Below are 16,204 nucleotides of genomic sequence, written 5' to 3'. Positions count from 1 at the left end.
CCGACTTCATGAAATGTTCCGATTATCCCAAAGAACTGTTATGGAAATGGCCCTAATATAGATCCCTACATACCTAGCTTAAAATCAACAATCTTCTGTTCAGCCATAATTTCATAGCCGAGCCTCTCATAAACGTGCACAGCTGCAAGATTCTGTGCCAGTACTCCTAGATGGACATCCGTTGAAAGCTCTTTACCTAAGGAAGTAAGCTGACTTGTAAGGTGTTTTGCCAGTCCCTTTCCTCTGTAATCTGGTCGAGTATAAATATTTCCAATTTCAACAAGCAGTGAACCATAAAAATGATAACCTCCAACTGCAACATATTGGTTATCAACTTTCACCCCAATATAAGGATACTGTTCAAGCTCCTCTCTAGTAAAAAACCTCATATCCCCGTTCTGTAAAAAGTCCATGACCTCTAAAACATCATTCCTTCCAACTACTTCACCCATGTCTGAATCTAGCAGCTTCATTTGATCAACATGCTTCATCGTTAAAAAGCTCTGGGGAGTACCAGTTATGAGACTATGAGACTGGAATAGTTCAAGATCACGATTAGAAAGGATAGTCCCACAGGTTATGCTATCCTTTAGTTGAATATATTCTCGTGTGAACTTAATAAGGGAAGGAAGATCGACGTCATTTCGATCTATGCAGTGGAATGAAAATGCCGGGAAGCTAAGTCCGCTAAAATATGCTAATACAGCGGTTAAATGTCCGTCTATGTATTGACCAATAAATATAGCCGTCTCTTTGCGTTGAGTTAAGTAGCTATAGAATAATAACTGCTGATCTCTATTAATCTGCTCTGTTAGCTTGTTAATTTCTTCAAGTGTAAGTATGTGATGTGAAATCATTTAGGACTATTCCCCTTCTGGATTCTACTATAGTTTCTCCTGCTTAATCCAAAGATAAATTTGATATGAGCCCACTACTGATAAAGTGAATAAACAAATTTGAATGAAGATAAATAAAGGAAGTCTATTAATTAATTTTAACACCCTTCAATGTTTAAAAATAAATACAAAGACCAACCAATGAAAAACAAATAAAACAAGACATTATGAGCCAGCCAAAAAATCCTCAGATTTTTCTTGTTCTTCATTTGTCTCCCCCTTCTCTATTTTTCTCAGTTCAAGACCTCCATCGCCAATTCAAAAAGCTTGCCGAAGATCTCATATCACAAGAGATTACTGACAAGCTTTTTTTGTTCCTAATCTATTCCTTAAGATATTTTAGATAAAATAGGAGCTCTTTCTCTTTCAATGGGCGCAATAATCTCACGCTGCTTTGAAATCGTAAAGATGACACCCCAGATTAACACAAAGCCTATGAACTGGGCTGCTGTTACGGTTTCTTGGAAAAAAAGCCAGCTAACAAGCATACCTGTCATTGGAAAGCTAAGCTCGGCAAGTGTGGCAACAGAAGCCTTTGTATTCGTTAGACCTTTGTAATACAACAGCATACTGAACAAGCCAGGCAGTAGAGCAGATAATACTAAATTAATACCGATTAACGTTAAGGCTGTTGAATCCGCAGGTATATTCCAGACGGCATTCTGCATGAGCATAATGGCAGTAATAAATGGAGTAGCTAGCACAAACCGCAGTGCTGTCACCGTTTCAAACTTCATTTGCTTTAGCATAATTCTCCCCATCACCGTTGAACCACCCCATAAAGCAGCGGCAGCAAGTGAAAGCAGACTCCCCATTTGAATGACATCCCCTACGTGTCCAAGTGGAAACGAAAATCCAAACGTTAACAAGTAGGTTCCCATCAGCGCGACAACAACCAAGCTCGCAAAGTGCTTTGGAAGCATTTCTTTGAGAAGGATACGCGCTAGAATAATCGCAAAGAGCGGCTGCATTTTTTGCAGTAATAAAACGGCGTTCATATTCCCATACGTTAAACCAGCTGTGAAAAGTAGCGTGGCAAGCGCAGAGCCACCCCATGAAATAAACAATAATGCACCAATATGGATTTTGCGTAATCCTTTTAGCTCATGCCGGTTCTTCCAGAGGATGGGTACAGCAATAAAAGCTAATAGTAGATGCTCAATAAAAACGATCTGAGCAGACGTTAATGTGTCCAAGAGCATCACCCGAAAGAGAGGATTAATACCCCAAAAGGCTGCTCCAATCACAATAAGCCAAAATGTGTTTCTTGATTTTAATGTTGTTCCTGTTGTTCCTTCCATAATTCAAACCCCTTTTAGTTTGAATATGGGATCATCCGTTAAGATACAAAAAATACATGGTCTTCTCTCTACATAACCCACTTAAGCAGCTATTCAAGCTACTAGTCATTCGGGTCAAAAAATAGACTGAGAGTCATCCATGCATCTCAAAGGAAGGCGCACCTAACAAAGGCGTCCCAACTATTATCTTCTCCCATCCGGACTTTAACCGTCGGCTCTGGAATTTCACCAGATCAGTCCAAGCTGTAAAACAGCTTGGAGTCGCGGGCTTGCTTTTTCAAGCTTTACCGCCGGTCAGGAATTTCACCTGCCCCGAAGATCCATATTCGATTGTAATATTCATATTCTAGCGCTTACTATCCGTTTCGTCCAGAGAAATGCTTCTGTATTTATTGAATGTCATGTGTTATCTGCCATAACCGTTTAACATCAACTAATTCATTATCTTGAAATGTCATCCTGTATACATCTGGCTTAGAAGTCTTCATAAGAAAATCAATATTATACTTACTATCAAAATAACCCATCATCAACGTCATAATCGCACCATGAGTACCAAGTATTATTCTTTGACCTTTATATTTGCTTAATATCTCCATAAGAATTGCGATTGATCGATTTTGACAATCTAAGAGTGTTTCTCCTCCTGGGGATGCTAAATTTGGATCGTGAAACATCTTATTCACCAATGGATATAACTCATTGTCTGGAAATATTTGATCTCCACTAGAAAAAACTAACTCCTTTAAATCCTCATAGACCATCACTTCTTTTCCAGAAACCTTAGCTAACTCTTCTATAGTTAATATAGCCCGGGAGTATGGGCTTGAAATGAAAATATCAATTCCCTCGGATAATAGTAGCTCAGTTATTTTCCTTGCATCATCTTCTCCCTTTTGAGTTAACCCACGGGTCCTCTCATTTCCTTCTACTTTAGGCGACTCTCCATGTCTTATCATATAAATGTATGTATTATTCATCATGATACCCTCTCCATCCCGTTTCTTGACTCCACTGATTTGCCTTAGTCATTATGCTCCATATTATCTCTGTTTTACCTTCAACATATTGATCTCTTTGATTTCTATATTGATTTGCAAGAGCATACTTAACCTTCTCATATTCTTTTCTTTCATCTTCATGTTCCCTTAAATAATCCCTAAACAATAAGTTAAACTGTTCTGACCAACTACCATACTCCCTCACATGAATATGTGTTCTATGCATCCCATCTGTTTCTCGATAATACCTCTTAGTTAAATCAGGATTACCCTTTCGACAAATATACCCTAGAGCATTTAGTCCCCTATTGACTTTATCAATGTGATTTAGATTAGGAACCGAAATTTAGAGATCAATAATCGGCTTTGCAGCTAACCCCGGAATAGCAGTGGAACCTATGTGATCAATTCTTATTATCGCTGTTCCGATTTGATGTATCATCTTATTACGAAGTACTTCGAACATCCCTGGCCACTCATTATTGTAAGGATCAATAATTATTTCCTCATTCATCTGGGACTCACCATCCATTATTTATAGATAAGAATAATTTCTCAAGATATTTAAGATTTCTTGTAATCTCATTTTGATCTCCTTCACTCAAATTATGTAGCTAAATCACTTCTTATATTTTTATTTACATATTTCCACGAGAGCTTGTTTTCCTACAGTAATTTTTGGTATTTTAACTTTCGTTTTGAAGGACTAGGGCCTGTAAATTTAATTCGAATCTCATTTCTTTTATTAGTCATCCTGCTTTCAAGGCTACAGTCCACACAATTAAATAGTGTACAGAATATAAAAGATAAGACAATGAAAAGGGGGTGATGCCATGTCACTACGCAGACTAAAAAGATATGTCGGTAAATATGTGTTCGTCCGTATCAGAGGCAAAAGGAAGGGATTTCCTTCCTTTGTAGAAGAGGTACAAACTACTGCACCAGGAAGAAATTGGATCACATTGTGGGAATGTTATAGGTGTGCAGGCCCTGTTCAAATTCTCTATCAAACGAACCAAATTGCCAGCATTCGTGTTGTCAATGATCCTTTGTCAGAAAACAAATGTAATAACTGCAAAAAAAGGAAGAAGAAAAGGTAAACTATCCAAGGTGTATACAGTGTCCTTGAGGGGACTTATATGCCAGTGATACCAGTGATAAATGGGGACTGTAGCATCTCCTATGAAACATCTTCAAAGAAGATGCTCAGACTCTACATCATTCAAATATTACAATAAAATCAACCTTCTCCTTACGTTGAGTTAAATAGCTGTAGAATAATAAGTGCTCGTCTCGATTGATCTAGTCCGTTAATTGGTTAATTTTTTCGTCTGTTAGCAATTGATGTGAAATCATTTTCTATCCTTTCTTTACTCTCTTACTATTCTATCTCTTGTCGAAGAAGTACCTTAAGTTTTTCTGGTGGGTTACAGTGCGGATGATTCATATAAATCTCTTCCATTCTGCCTTTCGCGCTGCAGCCTTTGGCTTTTATTTCTTCCAGAACATATTGCTTGGAAGACTCAATTTGATTGTAGTCCCCAATATGAAGGAACTGCGCACATTTTCGTTTTGGTCGATCATTAAGGCTAAGCGTTAGATCACTCACAAACTCATGTCTCTTCTTTAGATCATTCATTGTCACTTCATACAAATGATCAGATATGTATGCAGGTACCCACATGGCTACTTCAAAATTATTGCCTTGCTCCCCCCACTTTAACTCTAGTGGCATTCGACTAAAGTTTTTACCTAATTCTCTAACTGTGTAATACTTTACACGATTAATAAATCGGCCGACTGTCCAAATCTCTTTATAATCATACATCTTATAAATATCTCTATCCCCATTTCCAGATGACATCAGGTACTTCATTTCTGGTATAGAATATAGGTTCACTTTATTGTCTTTTAAAGAGTATAGCTCCTTATTTGTTTTCCTAACATCTTCTCTATAAACACTAGACCTGCTACTCATCCTCATCCCCCTGATCTATTAAACTACTATATACTTGGATGATCTTCTCAGGTGATTTACTAGTAACTACAAAAATGCTTCCTGATCTCAATAAAATCTCAATACCTTCTTTACCTTCTACAATTAACCCCCACTTAGCACCATTCCACCTTATCCCCCATCCTCCAAACTCCTTAATCGGACTGATTTTCGTGTGTGCCACACTTTGGATATCTTGAAAATCAATCTTCTTCCTGAATATTGGAGTTAAACCAATTGTCATTGAATGAGAGTAGATAGTTACTTGAGCCTTCATAGTCATAAATGCAAGCGGTAAAAGCACCCCAAATATTGCCGTAAATATAATAAGACCAGTGTCCGACATTGGTCTATTTCCAACAGGTTCACCGGTTATGAATTGGACAAGGGCTATACCCCAGACCAAAAATGCAAAAGGTAAGATTATAAAATAAATCCATTTGGGAAGATATTGCTTTTCTTTGTAGATGATCTTCTTACTGCTAGTCATTATGCTCAAAACCTTTTTCATACTTACACTGATCGTGATGTATACCTAAAAAAGTAAAACCAGCATCTCTATAATATTTATTCAACGCTTCATTGGCTGAGACACAATCCAGCCTAATGTATTTCTTATCTCCTCTTTTATATTCACGTTCTATCCAATCAATCATCATTCTTCCTACTCCTTTGTTCTGCTGATCTCGCACCGTAGCAAGACGATGTAAATAAAGCGCATCAGGAGGCATGGTACCCCAAATGTACTTGTCCCAGTCGTTTGGGCTATCATATAAAGTAAAAGTTCCTACTAACTTATCATTATACGTTGCTATATATGTCTTCTGTTGTTGTATTGCCAATCGTAATTCATTATCTTCTTCACCGTTTCTCAAGTAGCTCCACTGATCTATGTTGTTTTCTTGAAGCCAGTTAGCTGTATCCTTCAATAATTTAATTATTTGGTCTGAATCTTCTCTAGTTGCTAGACTTATAGAAATGCTCAATTTTATACCGCCTTTCAGTTTCTAAGAATATTAGTAAAATGTTCATATCTACAGTCTTTGTCTACACACTACTTCCTCATTCTTGAGTCAAATAAAATGTAGCAGTTAATATGAAGCTAAGGTTCTTACCATACTTACTAGTCTCCACCTAATATTTCACTAACTTTCAAATATATATTTCCTGTTTGAGCAGCATGTCTCCGCTTTCTTATGATTAATGAAACAAAATCAATTTGATTTTCTAGCACCGCCATTAAATCTATTCCATCCATTAAGAATAATGTGCTTCTACCAGCTGAATGTATTCTTACTGCATCATCAGAAAAACCATTTATTGAAAGAAACAGTCCAAGAGTATTATCTAATTTCCTTTTTACTTTGCCTTCAAAATCGTTTAAATCTGAAGAATTGATAGCTTTAGACTTCCATTTTGCTTCAAACAAGTAATCTGTACCCTCCAATGAAAATGCACCATCAAGTTGTTCACCAGTATTTCTAAAAGATGCTTTAGGATCCAAATCAAATAGTTCAAATAGATCGTAAAGCACCTTTTCCAATTCAAATCCTCTTTTTTGACTATCCTTCGATGTAACCAATCTGAAATAATTATTTTTTATTTCATCCAATCTACTTAGTACTGCTTGACTAGATCTTATTCTTTCAAGATTATCTATTCTCTTTCTCTTTATTTTTTCCTCCTCTTTACGCTTTTGAACTTGATCTTCAACAACTTTTCTAAGATCCGAGACAGCCTGTTTTGCTCTCTCGACTTTCTTTCTCCCATCTTCAAGCTCTTCAAGATGTCTGAAAGTATTCATTTTAATTACTTCAGAGATTAATCGTCTTATGTCACCAATGTATTTTTCCTGGTCTCGACATAATTCGTCTATAATGTCAGACACTATTTGTCTTTTATATCCGGTCCAATCCGGTCGATTAATTATTGAAGTATTATTAATACAATTACTTAAAAAACTTCTAAGATTACTCTTATACCAATAGATATTACATAAGGCCTCTTTTAATAGTTCAATTGCAACTGCTGATACTTTCTGCTCCACCGTTAAACCCCCAATCTATATCCTATTAATTTTCATGACCCTATAAGTCAAATGGGTTAGGTTAAAGTCACTGCTCTTCGAAAATTTGAATAAATTCTTCTCAAAATTCGTATATAAATACCATCCTCAAAAACAGTTGGTGTATTTTTCCACATTCATTATGTTAAGGTAATGCAATAGATGTTATCGTTGGAAAGTCAGAAATAGAGCCTATAATTATTTGTTAAAATTTATGTTGTTCTTTAAGAGGTCATGAAAGATAATTATCTTTTAGATCCATCTTCAAGTATGAGTGGCTTATTCAATAATTTATCCTTTGCAACAATCATATAATTTTTACAGTTATAATCTTTAAAGTCATTTCCTAATAAATATAAATTATTATCGATAGGATATAATAAATACCATTTTTCATCATCAATTTTTAAAGCTAGAGGTGTTCTATCACTTTTGCTAAAAATATGATTTAGCCCTAGATATTTAAATATGAATCTTAGTATAAATGTTAGATAAAGTGCTGAGAGAAAATAGAAAATGTATACTACTATTAATACTCCTATTCTGTTAACATCTGACTCACTTTCATTATAAAAGTGCCAATGTAGTTGAGTACCAATAAAATATGTAATAGTCACAATTACAATACTTGGATAATATATCATCAACACTAAATGCAGTAACCTGTATTTAAATTTCTTTCTTTTTTCATTTGATAAGTTACTAAAGAATGATTTTTCTCTGAAAAGTTGTATAAGTGGCCAAACTAATGATCCGATTGTAACAATTAATAAGAATAGCGATATCCAACCATGATATAATCCTGGATTTGTAAAAAAAGTGTCTGATACCATAAATAAAAAGACACTTAAAAATATTCCCTGTAAAACATAATGTACTAGGTTATAATAGAATCTTTTATCTTTTTAATTCCACTGAACTAGCAGAAATGAAAGTTAAAATTTTAGTTTTAAACAGTAGTATAATACCTGATATAATTAAGCCAATCCATCCGTAATTTTCAAACAAATTTATTATTTTATCTAGCATCTATCTTTTCTCCTCGGTAATAATCAATTTAATGTTTCTTATACTTATAGTAAACTAACATTTAACACCACAATCTTATAAATCATCATTTCTTATCCTTTTATATTTTAAATAATATTCATAATCATCAATAATATCATTGATAGAGGATGGGATTACTTCCCCCGTGAACACCCTTCTTAATTCGTTTGCATTAGGAAGTTTATCTGAATTATAGTTTTTTAATTCTGATAATCTTTTCCTAATCTCTACATCAGTATCATTGTTGTTATATACTTCCCTTTCTATATCTGATATATAATCTAATGCATGATATTTATGAAAAGTATCAACAGCATCCTTTATATCGTTATCTAAAATTGATAGTTTTTGTGCAATGTTATTTAGTTCTGTTTTCATCTTATGTTTTTCATCAATTCCAATACCACCATATCTTCCTCCATAAGTTAAATTTTTTATTGTTGAGATGATTAATGGTTTAGTTATTTCCTTTAAAGTGTCAACAGTTGCATATGCTTCTTCTATTGTTCTTCTCATCTCTGCTTCAAAACCTGCACCTTTAAATCTCTGAATCTTATCAATATTTATAAAACAAGCCGCTATCGCTCCAGCAATAATAGCAAGTCCCATTTCAGTAGGTTTTCCACCCCATCCAAAATATAGGCTTGGGACGAGTATTACTAATATTGAAAAAGAAACTCTCACAGTTCATCCCTTCTTTCAATTATGTTATACTTTCTTTTTTTAAATTTACAACAGGTGTATTCCCTTTAACTCAGATCCAATGATTAATTACTTGTACTTCAACCTTCAGATTCCAATCCTTTTAGATACCAATCTTAGTATAGAAGTTCAACTAAAAAGTTACTTTGAATTCATTTAAATGAATCAATTTCATAATGCTACTTCTTAAAAACGCTCACAAGAGCAGAATTCCTAAAACTTCTTTTTAAAGTAGGTTATGCAGCTTCCTGTACTTCCTGTAATCTATGATTAATCCGATCAGAAGCTAATTTTGAAGCATTGTAAACAAGGGTAACTAGATCAAAGTGAAACTTAGCTTTCTTTCCTGTTCTATAACGAATGTTATTTAACTGAAAGTAGGATTTTAAGTATCCAATAACCCGTTCTACAGAAGATCGTTCCTTATAGACATTTTTCCATGCCTGTGAGCCTCGTGCTGGGGCTGTATAACGTCTTAAATCCGTTTTAATTCTTATCTTGTAGACACTTTGACAAAGAGAATCATGGGCGAGTGGGCAATCCTTACATTCCTTGGGACGTGTGTATTTTAAACTCTCGTATTTGGCATCGAAGCTATCATACTTATACGAATGCTCACGTACACAAGTAGGAGCAAAGTGCTTATCGAACCCGACGGGTTCCGATTCATTCTTTTTGTTATACGCAATAACAGACTGTGCTCGGATACGAGAAACTTGTTTGTAAACAGCGGCGTAGTCGTAACCCGAGTCCATGATGGCATGTTTGACTAGAAAATTTGGAAGCCGTTCTTGAAGCCCTTTTAACAGAGGAATAGCGGCTTTTCCATCATTCTGGCTTCCAGATGAAAGCATCGATTGTAGGATGTATTGTCTCTCAGTTCCTACAGCCAAATGGCTTTTGTAGCCAAACCAGAATACATTTTTTCCTGCACTATTTTTCTTCACTCCCCATTCGGGAGTAAGTGGAGTAGATATTCTAAGCTCTTCAAGAGTTATGTCTAGTTGATCTTCAATTGTTTTTTCATAGATGGTGGCATTTGCTTCTTGTTCCGCTTTCTCTACAAGCCATTGTTCATGCTCTGCTTTTGTTTTACGACCCCGTTTTTTGGGCTTGGGTTCTACCTTTTCCTCCTTCGGAGGAGCTTGATCCCTCGCTGCTATATGCGTGGAATCAATAGCTATGTTATGATCTTGGATAAACCCTTCCGATATCGCTTGAATTAAGAGTTTTTCTTGAACTTTTTCTAAGACGTCACTTTCACTTAATTTAGCAGCCATTCGAGAGTAAGAAGCCTCGGACGGAACATCATCTGATAACAGAAACCCACAATCTAAGCGAAAGATGAAGTCGTTTTTGAGCCGCTTAATTAGATCCTTTATAGTAGGAATTCTTTCCGTGATTCTAGCGACCAAAGAATAAATCATGGCAGGGTAATTCAATTCAACAGGAGCACCATAAACCGATTTCTTAGATACCACAACTAAGATGGGATAGATGTCAACGGTAGAAAACACTTCTTCAAATCGATGGGTAGGTTCTAAATCATATAATTCTTCTAGGCTAAACAGGCTTCCTTGTCTTATAATGGACATAGGGAGTTTCCCTCCAATCTCTTTAGTGGTTTAGTCACTTACTATTTCGAGATATGGGGAGGTACTCCTTTTTTCGTGCTTAAAAAGCCTTGAGCCCGTTGGGCTCAGATTTATGAAATTGATTCAAATAAAAGTTTTTAAGAATTTTTTTTATTTACTATTAGAAATTATCAATAAAATCTAATGATCTTATCTTTGAATCTATTAATCTATTTTTTATGTCAAGCATTTCTTCATCTACTTTGTCACTACAATATCTAATTATGGTATCTTTATTACCTGTAAATTCTTTAATAATTTGAGAACTTATCCCTACTTTCATTAATTCTATAATGGCGTATTTTGAGACCCTACTGGTACTAAACGATTTAGATTCAACAAGACTATTTTTTATAAATGCCCCAATACTGTTATTGTTATCTATACTACTACCATCATAATTTACAAATAAATTACCATCCTCCGAAAGTAAATTTCCAACAATAGAGTGATATTTTTTTAGCTGAAGTGCGTAGTTATCTGGTAACCTGATCCAGTAATTATTTATTCTAATTTTGTTCAATTCCATAATATAATCTTTAGATTTTATACTGTAAATTATGCTAACTTTTATACCGGTAAACATAATGAACTTTGTCATTAATGCTGCTACAAAATTAGTATAATCACCATAATACTTTCCTTTACCATATAAAATACTATGATCAGTGGTATTAATTGTATTATCGCAAGCCTGAAGTAGTTCAAAAAATTCTTTGGCACTAATTGGTGTTTTGGACAATGAAAATTTTAACTGCTTACTTTCCAATAATTCAAATATGTATTTATCAATAACAAAATTGAATGAGTTCTCATCCTTCTTTGTTAATCCGATTGAATTAATCAATATGGGATTCTGAATGTATTTATATTTATATAAATATCTCATAAATTCTCTCACTACTGATACATATAACCTCATAGTGTCTTCATGCTTTATACCTATTAAGTCAATATAATAGAGCATACTTTTTTTTATATCCTCTATTCCCATACCATTTAAGTATACTAACACTCCCTCTTTTGATACATTCATTCTCTCTTCGATATACATTCTAAATATCTCAAGCTTTCTTTCATATGTAGTTTGAGACTTCCCTTTTACAAATCCCTCTATTTCTTGATGATTTAGAAATCTTTCAATGAGGACTTTCATTAATAACCTCCCTTTCTTCATTTCAAAATTAAGTAATTTTGTACTAAAACCTTTCCATGTTTACGACAGTCATTTATGTCAACTTGATTCAACTTCTAAAACATAGGAAGGGAACTTTTATATATTACTATTTATAAGGGATAGTTCATCAAGATAAATGTTACTAAATCTATTTCGACATATTCCAGCAATATCCTTTTAAAGTTTTTATTATTCATTCTATATTTTGTTATATTTTACTGTAGAGTCAAGCACATTTTTATACTATGGCATATTCCTAAACTTTCAGGTATTCATAAATGAAATAAATAGAGATGCTTAATCTATCCCTCTGTCCTTTCAAACTAAAAACAAAAATAAAAAGACCGCCGGTAAACCGGCAGTCCCGCAAAACATAAAATCATTAAATTGGTACATCTCCAAACCCCTCAAGCGTTCGATCGTTGCAGGAATTATTTATCTTTCTTGAACACACCTATAAAGACCCTCACGATGCTCCCAATAAATCTAGGAAGCTTGATCGTGTAGAACTTCATAATAATCCCCTCCTTTAGGTGAGCAGAGCCTGTAATAGACCTCAAACCTATGTGCAATAGTATATTCCGCCCGTATTGCTCATGTTCATCGATGAGAAGGAAACTATGCAATCCCTTAGTCTATAGATATGTCCACGGTTATAAGTTAGAACAGGAACTTATCCACGTATCGCTGCTAGCGCCTGCTGTCGGTCTGACTGATTAAAGATCGCTGATCCTGCTACCAGAACATTCGCTCCGGCCTCCACACACTGTTTGGCAGTTACCGAATTTACCCCTCCATCTACTTGTATGTCTAGGTGACCTAAATTATGCTCAACAAGCATTTGACGACAAGCTTTAATTTTCTCTAATACAGATGGGATAAAAGCCTGCCCTCCAAAACCAGGGTTTACGGTCATCAGCAAAATATAATCGATGTCATGCAGGATATGGCGTATCGTTTCCAGAGGAGTAGCTGGATTTAAGACAACACCCGCATTGACTCCTAATTCCTTAATCTGATAAATCGTCCGGTGCAAATGTGGACACGCTTCTTGATGAACGGAGATTAAATCAGCTCCGCTTTTTACAAAGTCTGGGATATAGGCTCCAGGGTTTTCGATCATCAGGTGCACATCAAGTGGTAGCTTCGTATATGGACGAATGGCATCAACAATTAAAGGACCAATTGAAATATTAGGTACAAAATGACCGTCCATCACATCTACATGAATCCAGTCCGCTCCTGCTTGATCAACCTCTTGAATCTCTGCTCCTAGCTTAGCAAAGTCTGCTGCTAGAATAGATGGAGTGATTTTAATCATCCTTAATACCCCCTCTTCTGCTTCTCTTGCTCTATCGTTTCTAAAAATTGCAGGTAGTGCTTATACCGATGCTCAGCAATCTCTCCCTGCTCCACAGCGTCTTTAACTCCACATTTCGGTTCGTTTTTATGCAAACACTCTCGAAACTTACAGCTCGGACTCAACTCATTAAATTCAATAAAGAGTGAGCCAAGCTCCTCTGGTGCTATGTCTATAAAATCTAGCTGACTAAATCCCGGTGTATCTGCTACTAGACCGCCCTTCGGTAGTTTAATCAGTTCAACATGGCGAGTAGTATGCCGACCACGTCCTAAGCGAGTAGAAATTTCCGCCGTTTCAATGTCTAGCTCAGGATTAATGGCATTAAGTAGGGTGGATTTTCCCACCCCTGATTGCCCAGCAAATACAGTAATTTTATTAGCTAAAAAATCTTCTATCTCCTCTACCCCATGCTTTGATACACTACTGGTCATATAGAACGGGTAGCCTAGCTTCTGGTACACTTCAATTTCAGGATACTCAGTCAATGGAGTCACTGAAAGGTCAAGCTTTGTTAGGCAAATAACGGGTGTTATATTCGCTTTTTCGATATGCACCAAGAACTTGTCCAAAAGGATTGGGCTAAACTCAGGCTCATCTACTGAAAAGACAAGTAGGGCTTGATCTACGTTAGCAATGGGAGGACGGATTAATTCATTTTTGCGCTCATGAATTTCAGTTACCGTCCCTTCCTCCTCCACCGAGCCTTCAAAGGATACATGATCTCCTACAAGGGGAGTGATTTTTTTCTTTTTGAACACCCCTCTTGCTCGGCATTGCCATACGGTTCCAGTTGTCTTTTCTGCTACATAGTAAAATCCGCTTAAAGCCTTCACAATTTGACCTTCAGGCATTCATTCATCCCCCATCATTAGTTTACACAGCACATTCCTCCGTTACTGCTACTTGCTTAACTCTTATATTTGTTCACTTCTATTTACTTCATTTCTTTCTCAATAATTTCTCATTACTTTGCTTTATCCTCTTACTACAACGCCCATATTATTTTACTCATGCTTCGATATTCTTATCTTTATTCTCCCGTATCAAACGGAATCCGAATCGTCTCTTGAATCTGCTCTCCGTTCTTAAATACGCGGATAGCTGCTTGCTTCTCCCGACTTACACGTACATCAATGGAATATTCCTTGCTCTCGTGAATATGCTCATCGACAACTGTACGGTCTGCACCATTTTCATCATCTACATGAATAATGATTCTGGCTACTTCATTTTCCTCTAATTCTATATTCAAAGTATGGGTACGATCCTGATACACCTCTTCATAGCCTTTACTAATCCAAATCTTAATTGGTGTTCCTTCCGCTACTTCCATATTTGGATCTACAGGACCCTGGCGATAGACCTGACCTTCAGGCGCATCCGAGAATTCCTCCACGGCTTCATCAAGGACAAGATTATTCTGCTCAAGTAAGGCTACTGCTTCATCTTTTGTACTACCGATTAGGTTTGGCATTGGGAACTTACTTTTCCCTTTGCTTACGTACAACGTAACCGTTGTTTCCTCAGGAATGACCTCTTCACCAATGTCTGGCTCATGACGAATCACATGTCCGGCTTGTACTGAATCATGATCCTCTTCAATTACCTCTACATCAGCAAAGTTTAGACGATCAATTAAGAAATCCTCTGCCGTTGATCTAAGATAACCACTGAAATCTCTCATAGTGTGTAATTCAGGCCCTAAGCTTACCGTTAATCGAACGGTTGTCCCTTCCTTAATTGATGTACCAGGAGTAGGTGTTTGACTGACAACATGCCCCTCTTCAATCTCAGTATGATGGGTTGTCTGTGTGGAGTTGACTACAAAGCCCTGTTCCTCAAGAATTTCCTCTGCTTCCTCTAAAGGCAATCCAACAACCTCTTCCACTTCTTTTTCAGGCACATAGAACAATCCAAGCACGTAGTTAGCTCCCTGATACACACCAACACCAAGCAAAAGCAGGATCGCTAGAATGATTCCTACCTTCAGCCAAATGGAACGCTTCTTCTTCGGCTTACTGTCCTCTTCATCCTCATATTCATCTAGTTCATCATCTTCAACAATTTCATTTTTCGGCTCCTCTTTACGATTAGGTGCAACCTTCGTATCGAACATATCGTCACTTATTGCAGGTATGACTTTAGTCGCTTCCTCATCATAAATGCTCTCATCAATGACAAGCTTTCGCTCTGATTGGCGCTCATCATTTAAGCACGTATCTAAATCCTTCATCAATTCTCTAGCTGAAGCATAACGGTACGTTGGGTCCTTAGCTAACGAACGAATGATAATATTCTCCACGCTTTGAGGAATATTTTCATTAAGTAGCTTTGGCTCTGTGTACGTTTCCTGTAAATGCTTTAAGGCAACACTGATCGGTGAGTCTCCACCAAAAGGAAGCTTCCCCGTTAGCATTTCATACAGAACAATTCCCAAGGAATAGATATCTGACTTTTCTCCTGTCACTCCACCACGAGCCTGCTCTGGAGAAAAATAATGCACGGAGCCCATAACAGATCCAGTATGGGTAATCGTTGCTGATGTAACAGCCCTAGCAATACCGAAGTCTGTCACCTTCACACGTAGGTTTTTACCAATTAATATATTATGAGGCTTAATATCTCTATGAATAATCCGGTTATGATGGGCGTGATCTAGCGCTTCGGCGATCTGTCTAGTAATCTGAATCGCTTCGTACGCTGAAAGAGTTGTATGGTTGTTTATGTACTCCTTGAGTGTGGAGCCTTCAACATATTCCATAACAATATAATGAATGTCTTCTTCTATACCCACATCATAGATGCTTACAATGTTTGGGTGAGATAGACTGGCAGCCGCCTGTGCCTCTCGTCTAAAGCGATGCACAAAATCGTCATCAATAGCGTATTGAGGACGTAGCACCTTTAAAGCAACAACACGATCTAACCAGACATCCTTGGCCTTGTATACAACGGCCATTCCACCGCCACCAACGCGATCAAGGATTTCATAGCGACCAGCGATTTTTTTTCCGATCAT

The 16,204-nt window shown here is 36.4% G+C and carries 16 protein-coding genes, 1 pseudogene and 1 riboswitch; of the genes and pseudogenes, 1 reads left to right on the top strand and 16 read right to left on the bottom strand.

The window, feature by feature from the left end; genetic code table 11:
• Nucleotides 1-65 precede the first annotated feature (65 nt).
• The 4 genes and pseudogenes from J2S11_RS07935 to J2S11_RS07920 all read right to left on the bottom strand — a co-directional run bounded on the left by J2S11_RS07935 (nucleotide 66) and on the right by J2S11_RS07920 (nucleotide 3,712).
• Nucleotides 66-857: a GNAT family N-acetyltransferase gene (locus J2S11_RS07935; RefSeq protein WP_307393143.1), complete on the bottom strand. Its 792-nt coding sequence runs from the start codon at nucleotides 855-857 to the stop codon at nucleotides 66-68.
• A gap of 368 nt (nucleotides 858-1,225) precedes the next feature.
• Nucleotides 1,226-2,197, bottom strand: a complete 972-nt coding sequence (locus tag J2S11_RS07930; protein ID WP_307393140.1) for a DMT family transporter — start codon at nucleotides 2,195-2,197, stop codon at nucleotides 1,226-1,228.
• Nucleotides 2,198-2,378: 181 nt separating this feature from the next.
• A riboswitch (FMN riboswitch) is annotated at nucleotides 2,379-2,521 on the bottom strand.
• A 65-nt stretch (nucleotides 2,522-2,586) separates the two neighbouring features.
• On the bottom strand, nucleotides 2,587-3,180 hold the full coding sequence (locus J2S11_RS07925; protein WP_307393137.1) for a histidine phosphatase family protein: 594 nt from the start codon (nucleotides 3,178-3,180) through the stop codon (nucleotides 2,587-2,589).
• Nucleotides 3,170-3,712: pseudogene (locus tag J2S11_RS07920) on the bottom strand (GrpB family protein). Before J2S11_RS07920 ends, J2S11_RS07925 begins: the two are co-directional and overlap by 11 nt.
• 319 nt (nucleotides 3,713-4,031) lie before the next feature.
• On the opposite strand from J2S11_RS07920, the gene J2S11_RS07915 reads away from it, so the two are divergent.
• Nucleotides 4,032-4,298: a hypothetical protein gene (locus tag J2S11_RS07915; RefSeq protein ID WP_307393134.1), complete on the top strand. Its 267-nt coding sequence runs from the start codon at nucleotides 4,032-4,034 to the stop codon at nucleotides 4,296-4,298.
• Nucleotides 4,299-4,579: 281 nt separating this feature from the next.
• On the opposite strand, the gene J2S11_RS07910 is transcribed toward J2S11_RS07915, so the two are convergent.
• The 12 genes from J2S11_RS07910 to pknB form a co-directional block, all read right to left on the bottom strand.
• A complete protein-coding gene (locus tag J2S11_RS07910) occupies nucleotides 4,580-5,176 on the bottom strand; it encodes a GyrI-like domain-containing protein (protein WP_307393131.1) in 597 nt (198 codons plus the stop codon).
• The gene (locus tag J2S11_RS07905; RefSeq protein WP_307393128.1) at nucleotides 5,169-5,684 is read right to left on the bottom strand and encodes a DUF6141 family protein; all 516 of its coding nucleotides are present in this window, start codon (nucleotides 5,682-5,684) and stop codon (nucleotides 5,169-5,171) included. Before J2S11_RS07905 ends, J2S11_RS07910 begins: the two co-directional genes overlap by 8 nt.
• Complete coding sequence (locus tag J2S11_RS07900; protein ID WP_307393125.1) at nucleotides 5,677-6,180, bottom strand: GNAT family N-acetyltransferase; 504 nt, start codon at nucleotides 6,178-6,180, stop codon at nucleotides 5,677-5,679. Before J2S11_RS07900 ends, J2S11_RS07905 begins: the two co-directional genes overlap by 8 nt.
• Nucleotides 6,181-6,317: 137 nt before the next feature.
• Nucleotides 6,318-7,241 (bottom strand): restriction endonuclease, encoded by a 924-nt coding sequence (locus J2S11_RS07895; protein ID WP_307393123.1) that lies wholly within the window; start codon nucleotides 7,239-7,241, stop codon nucleotides 6,318-6,320.
• Between the two features lie 263 nt (nucleotides 7,242-7,504).
• Nucleotides 7,505-8,092: a hypothetical protein gene (locus J2S11_RS07890; protein ID WP_307393121.1), complete on the bottom strand. Its 588-nt coding sequence runs from the start codon at nucleotides 8,090-8,092 to the stop codon at nucleotides 7,505-7,507.
• Nucleotides 8,093-8,363: 271 nt separating this feature from the next.
• Entirely contained in the window at nucleotides 8,364-8,993 is a 630-nt protein-coding gene (locus J2S11_RS07885) for a hypothetical protein (RefSeq protein ID WP_307393118.1), read from the bottom strand.
• Between the two features lie 254 nt (nucleotides 8,994-9,247).
• Entirely contained in the window at nucleotides 9,248-10,606 is a 1,359-nt protein-coding gene (locus tag J2S11_RS07880; RefSeq protein WP_307393116.1) for a transposase, read from the bottom strand.
• Between the two features lie 160 nt (nucleotides 10,607-10,766).
• Nucleotides 10,767-11,801 (bottom strand): hypothetical protein, encoded by a 1,035-nt coding sequence (locus tag J2S11_RS07875; protein WP_307393113.1) that lies wholly within the window; start codon nucleotides 11,799-11,801, stop codon nucleotides 10,767-10,769.
• A 452-nt stretch (nucleotides 11,802-12,253) separates the two neighbouring features.
• Nucleotides 12,254-12,337, bottom strand: a complete 84-nt coding sequence (spoVM, locus tag J2S11_RS07870; protein WP_307393286.1) for a stage V sporulation protein SpoVM — start codon at nucleotides 12,335-12,337, stop codon at nucleotides 12,254-12,256.
• Between the two features lie 158 nt (nucleotides 12,338-12,495).
• Complete coding sequence (rpe, locus tag J2S11_RS07865) at nucleotides 12,496-13,143, bottom strand: ribulose-phosphate 3-epimerase (RefSeq protein ID WP_307393111.1); 648 nt, start codon at nucleotides 13,141-13,143, stop codon at nucleotides 12,496-12,498.
• A 2-nt stretch (nucleotides 13,144-13,145) separates the two neighbouring features.
• Nucleotides 13,146-14,036 (bottom strand): ribosome small subunit-dependent GTPase A, encoded by an 891-nt coding sequence (gene rsgA / locus J2S11_RS07860; RefSeq protein ID WP_307393108.1) that lies wholly within the window; start codon nucleotides 14,034-14,036, stop codon nucleotides 13,146-13,148.
• 179 nt (nucleotides 14,037-14,215) lie between these two features.
• Nucleotides 14,216-16,204, bottom strand: coding sequence for a Stk1 family PASTA domain-containing Ser/Thr kinase (gene pknB, locus J2S11_RS07855; RefSeq protein WP_307393104.1), 1,989 nt, complete (start codon nucleotides 16,202-16,204; stop codon nucleotides 14,216-14,218).

The sequence above is a fragment of the Bacillus horti genome, from assembly GCF_030813115.1.
Lineage (GTDB): Bacteria > Bacillota > Bacilli > Caldalkalibacillales > JCM-10596 > Bacillus_CH > Bacillus_CH horti.
The sequence above is the reverse complement of the archived record's forward strand: the minus strand, read 5'-3'. Positions and strand labels throughout refer to the sequence as shown.